At 53.2% G+C, this 14392-nt stretch carries 16 protein-coding genes; 3 read left to right on the forward strand and 13 right to left on the reverse strand.

The features are described from left to right. Positions 1-119 precede the first annotated feature (119 nt). Together hydN and ascG are read right to left on the reverse strand one after the other, a co-directional pair. Positions 120-647, reverse strand: a complete 528-nt coding sequence (gene hydN, locus QUE74_RS17790) for an electron transport protein HydN (RefSeq protein ID WP_001078777.1) — start codon at positions 645-647, stop codon at positions 120-122. Between the two features lie 149 nt (positions 648-796). Further along, positions 797-1807, reverse strand: coding sequence for a DNA-binding transcriptional regulator AscG (ascG, locus tag QUE74_RS17795; protein ID WP_032193944.1), 1011 nt, complete (start codon positions 1805-1807; stop codon positions 797-799). Between the two features lie 259 nt (positions 1808-2066). Here ascG and ascF point away from each other — a divergent pair, with 259 nt between their 5' ends. Beyond that, positions 2067-3524, forward strand: a complete 1458-nt coding sequence (ascF, locus tag QUE74_RS17800; protein ID WP_001107903.1) for a PTS cellobiose/arbutin/salicin transporter subunit IIBC — start codon at positions 2067-2069, stop codon at positions 3522-3524. A gap of 8 nt (positions 3525-3532) precedes the next feature. Further along, positions 3533-4957 (forward strand): 6-phospho-beta-glucosidase AscB, encoded by a 1425-nt coding sequence (gene ascB / locus QUE74_RS17805; RefSeq protein WP_000110369.1) that lies wholly within the window; start codon positions 3533-3535, stop codon positions 4955-4957. 114 nt (positions 4958-5071) lie between these two features. Here the strand turns inward: ascB and QUE74_RS17810 are convergent, their stop codons facing one another. From QUE74_RS17810 to hycA, 11 genes are all read right to left on the reverse strand, one after another. Beyond that, complete coding sequence (locus QUE74_RS17810; RefSeq protein WP_000126290.1) at positions 5072-5491, reverse strand: helix-turn-helix domain-containing protein; 420 nt, start codon at positions 5489-5491, stop codon at positions 5072-5074. Beyond that, the gene (locus QUE74_RS17815) at positions 5488-5799 is read right to left on the reverse strand and encodes a type II toxin-antitoxin system HigB family toxin (RefSeq protein WP_000547560.1); all 312 of its coding nucleotides are present in this window, start codon (positions 5797-5799) and stop codon (positions 5488-5490) included. Before QUE74_RS17815 ends, QUE74_RS17810 begins: the two co-directional genes overlap by 4 nt. A gap of 167 nt (positions 5800-5966) precedes the next feature. Beyond that, complete coding sequence (gene hycI / locus QUE74_RS17820; protein WP_000132961.1) at positions 5967-6437, reverse strand: hydrogenase maturation peptidase HycI; 471 nt, start codon at positions 6435-6437, stop codon at positions 5967-5969. Continuing rightward, positions 6430-6840, reverse strand: a complete 411-nt coding sequence (hycH, locus tag QUE74_RS17825; protein ID WP_001291923.1) for a formate hydrogenlyase assembly protein HycH — start codon at positions 6838-6840, stop codon at positions 6430-6432. The genes hycI and hycH overlap by 8 nt, the downstream gene beginning before the upstream one ends. Next, the gene (gene hycG / locus QUE74_RS17830) at positions 6837-7604 is read right to left on the reverse strand and encodes a formate hydrogenlyase subunit HycG (RefSeq protein WP_000067390.1); all 768 of its coding nucleotides are present in this window, start codon (positions 7602-7604) and stop codon (positions 6837-6839) included. Before hycG ends, hycH begins: the two co-directional genes overlap by 4 nt. Next, entirely contained in the window at positions 7604-8146 is a 543-nt protein-coding gene (gene hycF, locus QUE74_RS17835; protein WP_000493798.1) for a formate hydrogenlyase subunit HycF, read from the reverse strand. Before hycF ends, hycG begins: the two co-directional genes overlap by 1 nt. 9 nt (positions 8147-8155) lie before the next feature. After that, positions 8156-9865 carry a formate hydrogenlyase subunit HycE gene (hycE, locus tag QUE74_RS17840; protein WP_001288122.1) on the reverse strand — a complete coding sequence of 570 codons (1710 nt, stop codon included), beginning with the start codon at positions 9863-9865 and terminating at the stop codon, positions 8156-8158. Positions 9866-9882: 17 nt separating this feature from the next. Further along, positions 9883-10806, reverse strand: a complete 924-nt coding sequence (hycD, locus tag QUE74_RS17845) for a formate hydrogenlyase subunit HycD (protein WP_000115219.1) — start codon at positions 10804-10806, stop codon at positions 9883-9885. Positions 10807-10808: 2 nt separating this feature from the next. Further along, positions 10809-12635, reverse strand: a complete 1827-nt coding sequence (gene hycC / locus QUE74_RS17850; RefSeq protein ID WP_001274428.1) for a formate hydrogenlyase subunit 3 — start codon at positions 12633-12635, stop codon at positions 10809-10811. After that, positions 12632-13243, reverse strand: a complete 612-nt coding sequence (gene hycB, locus QUE74_RS17855; protein WP_001079186.1) for a formate hydrogenlyase subunit HycB — start codon at positions 13241-13243, stop codon at positions 12632-12634. Before hycB ends, hycC begins: the two co-directional genes overlap by 4 nt. Before the next feature lie 124 nt (positions 13244-13367). Continuing rightward, positions 13368-13829, reverse strand: coding sequence for a formate hydrogenlyase regulator HycA (hycA, locus tag QUE74_RS17860; RefSeq protein WP_000158081.1), 462 nt, complete (start codon positions 13827-13829; stop codon positions 13368-13370). Between the two features lie 211 nt (positions 13830-14040). Between hycA and hypA the strand changes: the two genes are divergently transcribed. Further along, positions 14041-14391: a hydrogenase maturation nickel metallochaperone HypA gene (gene hypA, locus QUE74_RS17865; RefSeq protein WP_001299100.1), complete on the forward strand. Its 351-nt coding sequence runs from the start codon at positions 14041-14043 to the stop codon at positions 14389-14391. Position 14392 lies beyond the last annotated feature (1 nt).

Here is a 14392-nt window from a genome sequence, read left to right on the forward strand (position 1 = left end):
CGCCCAGCCGGACACGACCGCGTCGCATCCGGTAGTCACAGGTTGGCGATACCGCCCGCTCCGTATTCTACGAATATTTCCGGGAATTCCTTTGATGCCAGAACAGTTCTGTAAGATTTTTAGAACATCAGCGCCGTGCGGCGGCGTTTTTCTGCGCTCAGTTGTTCAAGTTTATTACGATCGACACAAATCAGCGCATGGGTCGGGCAAGCAGCCATACACGCCGGGCCGTCTTCACGATGGTTACAGAGGTCGCATTTATTAGCTTCGGCTTTGTCAGCGCGTACGTTAAGCCCTGCGCCGCTGTTGCGAATCACCGGACGCACTACCACTTCCATCGCACCATACGGGCAAGCCACAACGCAGGTTTTGCAACCAATGCAACGTTCCTGCATGACATGAACAAACCCTTTATCACGGCTGATAGCACCATTCGGGCAGACGTTAGCGCACGGTGCATCTTCACACTGACGGCAGACTGTCGCCGTGGAAATGTTCACACCTTTAATGACATGGATTCGCGGTAAAAAAGTTTCCGGGGTCAGCGATGCACAGTCCTGATTCTCCTGATGAGAAACCACGCACGCCACTTCACAGGTACGACAACCAATACATTTACTCGCGTCAGCAATGATGAAACGGTTCATCAAATTCTCCAGCAATGACAGTTAATGCTGCCGATACATTCACAAATCATGCCAATTTTTAATTCATTGTTATTTAAAGAAATTAAATTCTGCAATGCAGAAAAAACGATGTCATCGACACTAGTGACGATGACATGTGATGACAATGTTTATCGCGAAAGAGCAATGAGTGAGTCGCGGCGGATTAGTTTTCCGCTGAAGGTTTTCGGCGGTGAGTAAGCACCACCATCGAGCATAAATATCAGCCGCCCAATTATTTCCTGAATCATCTCAGTCACCGGAATTTTTACGCTGGAGAGCGCCGGAACGGTGTAGGGGGCAATTGCGATATCATCAAATCCAATAACCGACACTTGCCCCGGCACCGCTACACCACGGTCATGCAACGCTTTCATCGCACCTATCGCCATATCGTCGTTACTGGCAACTAACGCGCTAAATTTAGCCCCACGTTCGAGCAACGTTTCTACCCCTTCGGCCCCGCTGGCAGGCGTCCATTTACCGTTAGCGATAAGTTTTTCATTGAGTGCAATACCATGCTGCGCCAGCGCGTCTTTATATCCGGCAAGGCGTTCAATGCTGGTGGGGGAATCCATCGAACCGGTAAGGAAAGCAATCTCCTGATGTCCGGCGTTTATCAACTCTGCCACGGCGTTAAAGCTGGTCTGTTTATGATCGCACCAGACACTATGGCTGCTGTTTTTGCGCAGGCGGCGATTGAGCACCATTATCGGCTGATTGTGTGCGTCAATGATGTCATCAATCTCATCTACGCTTAAAAAGCGCGGGTAAATCATAATGGCGTCGCAGCGCAGATCCAGTAGATACTGAATCGCCTGGCGTTCTTCTTCGGCGCTATGTTTGCCATCTGCCAATAGCAGCTGACGCCCTTTCTCTTCCGCCATTCTCGCGGTATGAAACAGTAATTCACTAAAATAAATGCCGTGGTAAAGCGTGTTGGTCACTACCAGCCCTAGCGTCTGGGTACTCTTCGCTGACAGATTGCGCGCCAGCAAATTTGGGCGGTAGCCGCTCTCTTCCACCGCCTGAAACACGCGATCTTTAGTCTCCTGGCTGACGTAGCCATTACCTGAAAGCACGCGGGAAACGGTCGCTTTTGAAACCCCGGCGCGCTTCGCCACTTCCAGCATCGTCGTCATCATTTTCATCCCTTTACACGCAATCAACGCAGTGTACTGCACCGTTGGCTGATTGTCCTTGCGCAAGCAGCGGGAAAAATATTCAGGTGACCGGTTTCACAAATATAAAAAATGAGCAATTAACTCTCTTGCTTAATCAGTATCAACTATTCATGATTTTGTGAAACCGGTTTCTTAATTCCGTTTCAGCATCGGCAATTTCCCGTCACGTCGACTGATAACAACTACCTCTACCCTACTGATAACAGGATAAAATCCGATGGCCAAAAATTATGCGACGCTGGCACGCTCGGTGATAGCGGCACTGGGCGGCGTTGATAACATCTCGGCAGTCACGCACTGTATGACGCGTTTACGCTTTGTTATCAAAGATGATGCACTGATCGACAGCCCAACGTTAAAAACTATCTCCGGCGTGCTCGGTGTGGTACGTAGTGACAACCAGTGTCAGGTGATTATAGGTAATACGGTTTCGCAGGCCTTTCAGGAAGTTGTCAGCTTGTTACCTGGAGATATGCAGCCCACGCAGCCCGTGGGGAAACCCAAACTCACGCTACGTCGCATTGGTGCGGGGATCCTGGATGCGCTGATCGGCACCATGTCACCGCTGATCCCGGCGATCATCGGCGGATCGATGGTCAAACTGCTGGCGATGATCCTCGAGATGAGCGGCGTGCTGACAAAAGGATCGCCGACCTTAACCATTCTCAATGTGATTGGTGATGGTGCATTCTTCTTCCTGCCGCTGATGGTCGCTGCTTCTGCCGCCATCAAATTTAAAACCAATATGTCGCTGGCGATTGCCATTGCGGGTGTGCTGGTACATCCGAGTTTTATTGAGCTGATGGCGAAAGCGGCCCAGGGTGAACATGTTGAATTTGCCCTGATTCCGGTCACCGCGGTGAAATACACCTACACGGTGATCCCGGCGCTGGTGATGACCTGGTGCCTGTCATATATCGAACGCTGGGTGGACAGCATTACACCGGCGGTGACGAAAAACTTCCTCAAGCCAATGCTGATTGTGTTGATTGCCGCACCGCTGGCAATCCTGCTAATTGGCCCGATTGGTATCTGGATCGGTAGCGCCATTTCGGCACTGGTTTACACCATTCATGGTTATCTGGGCTGGCTTTCAGTCGCCATTATGGGCGCGCTGTGGCCTCTGCTGGTAATGACCGGGATGCACCGCGTCTTTACGCCAACCATCATTCAGACCATTGCCGAAACCGGCAAAGAAGGAATGGTCATGCCGTCAGAAATCGGCGCTAACCTGTCGCTGGGCGGTTCATCACTGGCGGTGGCGTGGAAAACGAAAAACCCGGAACTGCGCCAGACGGCGCTGGCGGCGGCGGCATCGGCCATTATGGCGGGGATTTCCGAACCGGCATTATACGGCGTGGCGATCCGCCTGAAACGTCCGCTTATCGCCAGTCTTATCAGCGGTTTTATTTGCGGCGCGGTTGCCGGTATGGCGGGGCTTGCCAGCCACTCAATGGCAGCGCCGGGATTATTTACCAGCGTGCAGTTCTTCGATCCGGCTAATCCAATGAGCATCGTCTGGGTGTTCGCCGTCATGGCGCTGGCGGTCGTGCTGTCATTTATCCTCACACTGTTGCTCGGCTTTGAGGATATTCCTGTTGAGGAAGCGGCTGCCCAGGCGCGAAAGCATCAGAGCGTACAACCGACCGTCGCCAAAGAAGTAAGTCTTAATTGAGGATGAAAATGTCAGTATTTCCGCAAGATTTTTTATGGGGCGGCGCGCTTGCCGCCAATCAATCTGAAGGTGCGTACCGTGAAGGTGGCAAAGGGCTGACCACGGTCGATATGATCCCGCACGGCGAACATCGAATGGCGGTGAAACTGGGGCTGGAAAAACGTTTTCAGTTGCGCGATGACGAGTTTTATCCCAGCCATGAGGCGACGGATTTTTATCATCGTTATAAAGAAGATATCGCCCTGATGGCAGAGATGGGATTCAAGGTTTTTCGTACCTCGATTGCCTGGAGCCGCCTCTTTCCGCAGGGCGATGAACTGACGCCCAACCAGCAGGGCATTGCTTTTTACCGCGCGGTATTTGAAGAGTGTAAAAAGTACGGTATCGAACCGCTGGTCACGTTGTGTCACTTCGACGTGCCGATGCATCTGGTCACTGAATATGGCTCCTGGCGTAACCGCAAGCTGGTGGAGTTTTTCAGCCGCTACGCCCGGACCTGCTTTGAAGCATTTGATGGCCTGGTGAAATACTGGCTCACCTTCAATGAAATCAACATTATGTTGCATAGCCCGTTCTCCGGCGCAGGTCTGGTGTTTGAAGAAGGGGAAAATCAAGAGCAGGTGAAATATCAGGCTGCGCACCACCAGCTGGTTGCCAGTGCGTTAGCTACCAAAATCGCCCATGAGGTTAACCCGCAAAATCAGGTGGGCTGTATGCTGGCGGGCGGCAACTTCTACCCTTACAGCTGCAAGCCGGAAGATGTCTGGGCAGCGCTGGAGAAAGACCGGGAAAACCTGTTTTTTATTGATGTGCAGGCACGGGGCGCGTATCCGGCTTACTCTGCCCGCGTATTCCGCGAAAAAGGGGTAACCATTGATAAAGCTCCGGGCGATGATGAAATCCTGAAAAATACCGTCGATTTTGTCTCTTTCAGCTATTACGCCTCGCGCTGTGCCTCGGCGGAGATGAACGCCAACAACAGCAGTGCAGCGAACGTGGTGAAATCGCTGCGTAACCCCTATCTGCAGGTAAGCGACTGGGGTTGGGGTATTGATCCACTCGGTCTGCGTATCACTATGAACATGATGTATGACCGTTATCAGAAGCCGCTGTTTCTGGTGGAAAACGGCCTGGGCGCAAAAGATGAATTTGCTGCCAATGGCGAAATTAACGACGACTATCGCATCAGCTATTTACGCGAACATATCCGCGCAATGGGCGAAGCGATTGCAGACGGTATTCCGCTGATGGGCTACACCACTTGGGGCTGTATTGATTTAGTTTCCGCGTCAACGGGTGAAATGAGCAAACGCTACGGTTTTGTCTATGTAGACCGTGACGATGCAGGCAACGGCACGCTGGCGCGCACGCGTAAGAAATCATTCTGGTGGTATAAAAAAGTGATTGCCAGTAACGGTGAAGATTTAGAGTAAGCAAACGTGCCGGATGCGGCGTGAACGCCTTATCCGGCCTACATAGTTCGTGCGACATGTAGGCCCGATAAGCGCAGCACATCGGGCAATCTGGCGTTTGGCATCTGTCAAAAATCAAAGAAACCATTCCGGCTTAACGCCAAATCGGGCTGAAAGTGCCTTAATGTGGGATATCGTCAGGGATCTTTGTCCAGACAAAATCTGACTGACCAGGGATTTAGAGCCGATTTCGTTCTTCAAATCCGCATAGGTCAGATTATGTTGATCAATCAGCGTGCGAAGTAACGCCACGCCAATCGGCATTGCTGCAACGGCTTTATCGAACTCTGCAAACTTTTCGTGGTTGTTTTCATATTCTGCAATACGGCTCGCCAGAAAGTCGATAAGTGGATTGGTGTCATCTTCTTCAATCAAATATTCGACCAGTTCCAGTGCTTCACGATAATCATCTTCTGAGTCACTGCCTCCCAGAAAGGGGACTGCATTGACCAGTTCTCTTGTTGCTTTAACAGCGCGTGCAGCATTAGCAGTCATTCTTTGTTCTCTCTGTAGTAACGTGTCAGTTTGTCATACTCGGCATGATTCGTTATGTGCTTCACAAAGAACCGCTTATTAACAAAGTTTATGTAGGCAATAACCCTAAGATTGTTCCCGCCTACATCCAGAACGTACCATTTATTGCGATATTTAAAATTGTCGAGGTTGGGAAACGCCGTTCGCATTTCTTCTGGCGTAGAAAAATCCGTTTCCTTAATAACCCGATACAATGAGTGTAGAGCCAGAGCGTCGTTAGGATATTTACGCGCAGACTCTTCAAATGGCGCTTTAGAAATGATGTGCATTTTAACTTCCTTATCAGCGCCTGAATGACTAAGCCTGGACTACCCGTTCCTTCGGTTTTATTTTTCTATAGTAGTTGATCACACGAGTGTTCACAATATGTAAACACCCGTCTAACCGTCACAATAGCACGTCCAAATTCAAAAACGTGAATATGTTTGTCTACGAACTACTCTTCTTCCACCGCTAACTGCGCAAATCCACCATTCCCTTCCCAGCCTTCCAGACGTTGATAAACGGTTTCTACGGCGTCTTTAATCGGCTGGGTCATCGGGTAGTAAAAACCGACGATATCCGGCTGGATACCGAGGAAAATCACTTCACCAATATCTTCTTTCAACTGGTCGATAAGGTAGTTCAGCGGCATGTTATGGGTAGTCATCATAAACATCTCGGCGATGTCATCCGGATCGATGATGCGGATCTCGCCGGGGTTTAGCCCCATATCCGTGGCGTCGACAATCAGCAGTCGTGTCGGGCGCAGTTCGCGGATGGCGACAATGTCGTTTTCCGGTGCGCTTCCGCCGTCAATCACCACCCAGTTACCTTTCGGCGCGGCGGCGCACTTTTCCGCCAGCAGCGGACCTGCGCCATCATCGCCCATCATGCTATTGCCAACACAGAGTAAAACGTCAGTCACGCAGTCTCCTCACCATCAAATAGATGGCATTTTCCTGATAAATATCATGCAGCATACTTAACAGCATGGTACTCCATTCTTTCTGTTGCGAAGTTTGCGTTGCCCGGGCTTTATCGAATGCGTTGGCCAGCATCGGCACATGGTTAATGTCGATAACGATCTCACCATATTTCGGCACGCCTTCCATTTTACGGCGGGCTTCACTGCCCGCCTCCAGAGTGGCAATCCATGCCAGATATTCATCCCACGGGCAGGTGAGCGCGGCTTCCAGGCAATCGATAACCCCAAGGTGGTGACCAATCGCCAGGCTATAATAGACCACCTGCTGCGCCTCGGCGGGCGTAGCATCGTTCTCATCAATAAATTTACGGCTCAGTTGACTGAACACCACCTTTTCACTCATCGAATACGCGCCTCTTCAACAACATGATTCAGATGGCTGACAATCTCGTTCAGACGCGGATCGTTTTCCGCTTCCAGCCAGCGTGCAACCTGCTCTTCACCCTGCCCTAACTGCGTCAGGAAATCATCGGCAATCTGGCGACCGTAACGATAACCCGCCAGGCGGCGTGCTTCGCGATCTACTTTTACACGCAGCGGCTGCACCATATCGCCATGCAGGATCTCTGCCGGTTGTTCATCCAGTTCACCCGGCCCACGGGCGTGAATTTTCTGCTCCAGCAGGCCGAGCGCCATTGCAAAGCCGTACAGCGTGGCGGCAGGCGTTGGCGGGCACCCCGGAATGTAGACATCCACCGGGACGATTTTATCCGTACCCCCCCACACGCAGTAGAGATCGTGGAAGATCCCGCCGCTGTTACCGCAGGCGCCGTAGGAGATACAGATTTTCGGGTCCGGCGCAGACTGCCACGCACGCAGCGCAGGGGATCGCATTGCACGGGTGACCGCGCCGGTAAACAGTAAAATATCCGCATGACGCGGAGACGGCACAACTTTAATGCCGAAGCGTTCTGCATCGAACAGCGGCGATAAGGTAGCGAAAATTTCAATTTCGCAGCCGTTGCAGCCGCCGCAGTCCACGCGGTAAACGTAGGCAGAACGTTTGATTTTTTTCAGTAACGACGCCTTCATACTGGCGATGGATTCATCCACCGTCATCGGGACCGGAATGCCGTTGGCGTCACGGGGGCCTAATAAATTGCTCATCAGATGGCCTCTTTCATATGGCGAGTCAGTTCAATACGGTCAGACGGCACCAGGCATTTCTGGCGCTTACATTCCGGGCAAGTCTCAAAGCTTTCGCGGTGGTTTTCCGCACGGTTGTCACCATTGTGCTTAAGCAGCGCAATGGCGTAGTCGATCTCTTTCTGGACGGCGAAAGGACGATTGCAGACGCGGCAGTTGCACAGCGCGAAGCGAGACTGTTGCAGGAAATCTTCTTTCTTCCACACCGCCAGTTCGTACTCTTGCGACAGTTTGATCGCCGCCGTCGGGCAGACTTCTTCGCAGCGTCCACAGAAGATGCAGCGACCGAGATTGAACTGCCATGCCAGCTCACCGGTGGCGAGATCAGTTTCAACGGTTAAGGCGTTTGACGGGCAGGCATTGACGCAGGCTGCGCAGCCGATGCACTGCTGCGGGTTCTGCTCTGGCTTACCACGGAAGTTTTTATCAACCGCAATCGGCTCCAGCGGGTAAGACGAGGTCGCCGTGCCGGTTTTGATGACTTTTTTGATAAAGGTAAACATGGCGATTCCTTATTTCAGCGGCGAGTTTTTACGCTCAATGCTGTAGCGCTCAAGTTCTTTGTACGGCACCACTTTGCTCTTCTTCTTACGTACATCGACCACGGTCATGCGGTCAGTACAGGAGTAGCAAGGGTCCAGGCTACCGATAATCAGCGGCGCATCAGAAACGGTGTTGCCGCGCAGCATGTAGCGCAGGGTCGGCCAGTTCGCGTAGGTCGCGGCACGGCAGCGCCAGCGGTACAGCTTCTGGTTGTCGCCGGTCATGCTCCAGTGGATATCATCGCCACGCGGCGCTTCGGCAAAGCCCAGCGCAAAACGGTGCGGAATGTAGGTAAAGCCTTCCACCATCAGCGGGCCGCCCGGCAGGTTATCCAGACCGTAGTCAATCATGTTCAGCGCGGTATAGACTTCGTTGATACGCACTTTCAGACGGGAAATCACGTCGCAGCCCTGCTCGCTGTGGACTTCCATTGGCAGCAGGCCATAACCAACAAACGGGTGATCAGCGCGGGTATCGCGAGCGTGACCGCTGGCGCGGACCATCGGGCCGACGTTACTGAAGTCGCGGGCAATTTCCGGGTCCAGACGACCAATGCCGACAGTGCGCTGTTCCATGTTCGGTGTGCTCAGCAGCACATCCACCAGCTCCTGCACTTCACGACGCATCTGCTGCGCCAGTTGACGGGTCTGGATCATGTCATCTTTCAGCAGATCGCGACGAATCCCGCCGATCAGGTTCAGACCGTAAGTTTTACGCGCACCGGTAAGGATCTCCGCCATTTTCATGGAGGTTTCACGCACGCGGAAGAACTGCATAAAACCGGAGTCAAAGCCAGTGAAGTGGCAGGCAAGTCCAAGGTTGAGCAGATGCGAGTGCAGGCGTTCCACTTCCAGCAAAATGGCGCGAATCATCTGCGCACGTTCTGGCACCTGAATACCCATCGCGTTTTCCACCGATGTGGTGTAAGCGGTGCTGTGGGCAAAGCCGCAGATCCCACAAACTCGGTCAGAGAGGAAGGTCACTTCGTTGTAACCCATGCGGGTTTCCGCCAGTTTTTCCATGCCGCGATGGACGTAGAACAGGCGGTAGTCGGCGTCGATAATGTTTTCGCCATCAACGAACAGACGGAAGTGGCCCGGTTCGTCAGAAGTGACGTGCAGTGGACCAATCGGCACGACGTTGTTTTTCTTGTCGCCCAGTTCGTTGATGAACTCGTAGGTTTCAGCATCAGTAGTTGGTGCCGGACGTTGACGATAATCCATGCTGTCTTTACGCAGCGGGTAGAGTTCATCCGGCCAGTCATCCGGCAGCACCAGACGGCGTTCATCCGGAAGCCCTACCGGAATCAAACCGTACATATCGCGCACTTCACGCTCGCCCCACACCGCCGCCGGAACGCGCGGCGTCACGGACGGATATTCTGGTTTGTTGGCGTCAACTTCGACGCGAACCGTAATCCAACACTTGGTGCCCTTCTCCATCGACAGCACGTAATAAACGGCGTAATGACCATTCAGTTTGCGTTCGTCGTTACCAAACAGCACCGACAGCCAGCCCCCCTGCTTGTAGTAGAGGAACTCCACCACTTCCGGCAGATAGTTCACCTTTACGGTGACAGTCAGCTGATCTTTGGTCTGCCAGGCGTGGTCCAGCACGACGCCCGGAAATGCCTCATTCAGCGCGGCGAGATAATGTTGACCTAATTTTTCTTCAGACATGCTCAAACTCTCTTTAATCACGCCGCCAGCAAGGAGACGAACGCTAAAAATGCAAAGCCAAAACCAGCCCAGGTAATGCGTGGTGTAATATCAAGACGCAGACGGGCCATGCTGTTTTCGAACAGCGCGATAACCAGTACGCCGACCACCAGTTTGACGATGGCAATCACCAGCGCCAGCAGCAGCCCACCGGCAGTGAAGGTTTCCATTTGTCCCCACGGAATAAACACCCCGACGAACATCTGTAACACCACCAGCTGTTTCAGGCTGATACCCCATTTCATGACACCAAAGCCGCTGCCGCTGTACTCAGAGAGCGGACCTTCCTGCAGCTCCTGCTCGGCTTCCGCCAGGTCGAACGGCAGTTTGCCCATTTCGATAAAGGTGGCGAACGCACAGGCACAAAGCGCCAGCGCCAGCGGGATGCTCTGACTCAGCGGCCAGTGATAAACGGTGTCGGTGATGTTGCTGATGTTGGTGGAACCGGCCACCTGCGCGGCGACCCACAGACCAAGCAGCAACATCGGTTCGACCAGCACGCCAAGCATCGCTTCACGGCTCGCGCCAATAGCAGTAAACGGACTACCGGTATCCAGACCAGAAATGGCAAAGAAGAAACGCGCAATGGCGAAGAGATACAGTAAAGTGATCAAATCCCCCAGTTGCGGCAGCGGAGAACCGACAGTCACTACCGGCAGCGCGGTAGCGATAGTCAACATGACGCCAACCATTACGTACGGTGTCAGGCGGAACACCCAGCCGGAGGCATCGGGACCAACGCTCTGACGACCCAGCAGTTTGATAATGTCGCGATACTCCTGCAACACGCCCGGCCCGCGACGGTTATGCAAGCGGGCGCGCGCCACGCGGGTAATACCGGAGAGCAGCGGCGCAACGGCAAATAACACCAGCGCCTGAATTAACGGATATAAAACACTCATTCTCAGGCTCCTCGTGAAACAATAATCACCACCAGCACCGCCAGTTCAACCAGCGCCATCCGGCGGAACAGCAACGCACTCCCCTCGCACTGCCAGCCTGGTACCAGCGACACCGGATTCAGCCATTTGCGCAGTTTCAGCACTGGCGCAAATGCCTGTTTCACCGGCATGGCAAAACCGTGAGCGGTAATCACCATTGATTTTTCATGGTCGTAGCCACATACCCAGGCAGCGCCGCGGGAACGCGACGGCAGACGGTCGCCTTTGCAAATCGCCATAATGATGAATGGCAGAAGTGGGCAGGCAATCAGCAGCAACGTGATCATTGGTTGAGAAACGGTTGTATTAGCAGGCTCCAGCGGCAGAGGTACGGCTGCAGACAACATCGGCAGCAGCCACGGCGCAGCAACACCGCCAATCACGCAGCAAATCGCCAGTGCCACTACGCTTACGCTCATCAGGAGCGGCGCACAGGTGGCGTTTTCGGCTTCTTTGGTACGCGGCGCGCCAAGGAAAGTAACGCCATAAACTTTCGCCATACACATCACTGCCAGCGCACCGGTAATTGCCAGCCCCACGGCGAGCAGCGGCCCGAGAAGACGAGCAACAAACGCGCCACTATTGCTCAGTTTGAAGAAGGATTGATAGATAACCCATTCCCCGGCAAAACCGTTCAGCGGTGGCAGCGCAGCCATTGCCATCAGACCGACCAACATGGCGATGGAGATAACCGGCATTTTTTTGCCAATACCGCCGAGTTTTTCGATATCGCGATGACCGGTACGGAACCAGACGCTCCCAGCCCCGAGGAACAGTACGCTCTTGAACAGGCTATGGTTAAGCAGATGGTACAGACCACCGACCAGGCCAAGGGCAATCAGCGCCGGTTGTTCAAGCGCGATACCCGTTACGCCAGCGCCCAGCCCCAGCAGGATGATGCCGATATTTTCCAGAGTGTGGTAAGCCAGCAAACGCTGAATGTTGTGCTCCATCAGCGCATACAGACCGCCGACGAACGCGGTGATCATGCCGAGTACCAGAAGTGCAATTCCCCACCACAGCGGCGCATTACCGCCCAGCAGAGACAGGGTTAAAATACCCAGCAGGCCAATTTTCATCACCACCGTGGAAAACAGCGCCGCAGCTGGCGCAGAGGCGTTAGCATGTGCCTGCGGCACCCAGCCGTGCAGCGGGATAATCCCGGCCAGCAGGCCAAAACCAATCACACCGAGCAGCCAGATATCGGAACCAAGCGGCAGCTGTTGCATGCGCATATCCAGCAGGCGCAGATCCAGCGTGCCGTAACGTTGCCACAGCAGCCAGCAAGCAATCGCCAGCAGCAAAGTGCCAAGACGCCCCAGCACAAACCACAGTTTGCCCTCTTTGCTGTTGCTGGTGAGGAACACCGCACACAGGGCCATGATTTCTGCCATTACTACGAACATGCCCAGATTGCTGGCAATGACGGCACAGACGGCAGCAGCCATCAACATATTGATCTGCAAGCCGTTACACTTCACCTGCGCATGGCGATGCCAGTCAATGTTGTAGAGGCTGACAAACAGACCGCACAGGCCGAGGGTTATCAGCCAAATCGCATTAAGCGGAGAGATTTGCACATTGTAGCTTACCAGCGACAACGCGCCGCTCACGCCAACCGCGCCAGTCAGCACAGTGAAGCCTGCGGCTGCCGTATACAGGCTACCCACCGCGCCGCCAATTCCGGCAATCCAGCCGCTTAACGCCTTTTGAAAAGAAAAGAGAAATGCCAGAACAGCGGCGGCAACAAACCACGCCACGCCGCTATTGATCAGGGAAATTGCGCTCATTTAGCCTCTCCACTTTGAGCCTGCTGAAACAAGGTGAGATCGCCAAAATCCGTGTTAAAAGTCAGCTCACGCTTACGTTTGCTGACACGGGCGATATCGGTGTTATCCACCAGATGCAGGGCTTTGGTTGGGCACATCCGCACGCAGGCCGGACCTTGTTCATCAAAGCTACAGAGGTCACATTTGACGGCGATCGCGCGAATACCCGGCACCCAGTCAAGCAACGTGCTGACACGCGCCGGAGCAGGCGGTGCCGGTGGCGCTTTCGGGGTATTGGCGTTTGCCGGAATATCCAGCGGACGGCTGCCGGAAAATTCGATTGCGCCAAACGGGCAGGCGATGCCGCACAGTTTGCAGCTTACGCACAGGCTTTCATTCAGCTGCACTGCCCCATCAACGCGGGTGATAGCGTTAACCGGGCAGACCACCGCACAGGGTGCATCTTCACAGTGGTGACAGAGCTGCGGCGCAGATTCTTTTTCATTTAGCATCACTCGCAGGCGCGGCATTGATTGCAGGCCGTGCTGGCGATGCGTCTCTGAACAGGCGGCCTCACAGGTGTGGCAGCCGATACAGAGCGTGGAGTCAGCAATTACAAAACGATTCACCAGGCATTCCTCAGGTGATTGTCATTTTTGACGAAAACATGCCGATGAAATGTCATTTTCGACACTCATCGACACGCCCATCCCCAAACAGGCGTAACGCCTGCAAAACGGGCAAAGCCTCAGCTCATGCCGCCGGGCTTTGTCCCTTTACCAGTTGGCTTAAATTCACCGGTACATTGTTTTCAATGGCGGTGTATAAGCTGTCGTAAACGCCAGCGATTTTTTCGAGATAGTGTTCCAGCACCTGTTCGCGATCGCGGATGTTGACCTTGCCATCTATCATTCCGTCAATGCTCAATTGTGCCTGCGCAATCCGCTGTTTTTCTTCACCCTCTTTCGTTTCGACGTAATACTCGATGGTGTGGCTGTTAAAGCCATCCGCCAGGGTGACGTAAATGCGAAAATGTTCAAAAAGGACGAAACAGAGTTCTTTGTCTGGCGCACAGCTCATGGCGTGATGCAGGCGCGCTTTCGATAACGTGATCCCCTGAACCAGCGAATTGCAGTAGAGATGCCACTGGTCCTGTAGGCGACGATGCCGCTGTGCGATGTAATCGGCTTTCTCGCTTATTTCCCAAATAGTCATTGTCAGGTTACCCGTTTAACAGAGATGCCAGCTTTAAGCATTTTCTGTGCCAACTTTTAATTTATTGTTATTAAAGCGATTTTTAAGCTAAAGATGAATTTCGTCGCCGTGTCGACGTGTCATTTCGACATCATCGACATTATTCACCGCAGGGATAATCAACACTGGCACAATTATTGCTTGTAGCTGGCAATAGTTAATGGGAGGCGATATGCACGAAATAACCCTCTGCCAACGGGCACTGGAATTGATCGAACAGCAGGCCGCAAAACACGGCGCAAAACGCGTAACTGGGGTCTGGCTCAAAATTGGCGCATTTTCTTGTGTCGAAACCAGCTCTCTTGCCTTTTGTTTTGATCTGGTTTGCCGCGGCAGCGTGGCGGAAGGTTGTAAACTGCACCTCGAAGAACAAGAGGCCGAATGCTGGTGCGAAACATGCCAACAATATGTGACGCTATTAACCCAGCGCGTCCGACGCTGTCCACAGTGTCATGGCGACATGCTACAAATTGTGGCAGACGACGGTTTACAGATTCGGCGGATAGAAATAGACCAGGAGTGAG

The organism is Escherichia sp. 10290 (assembly GCF_030295155.1).
Taxonomy (GTDB): domain Bacteria; phylum Pseudomonadota; class Gammaproteobacteria; order Enterobacterales; family Enterobacteriaceae; genus Escherichia; species Escherichia coli_F.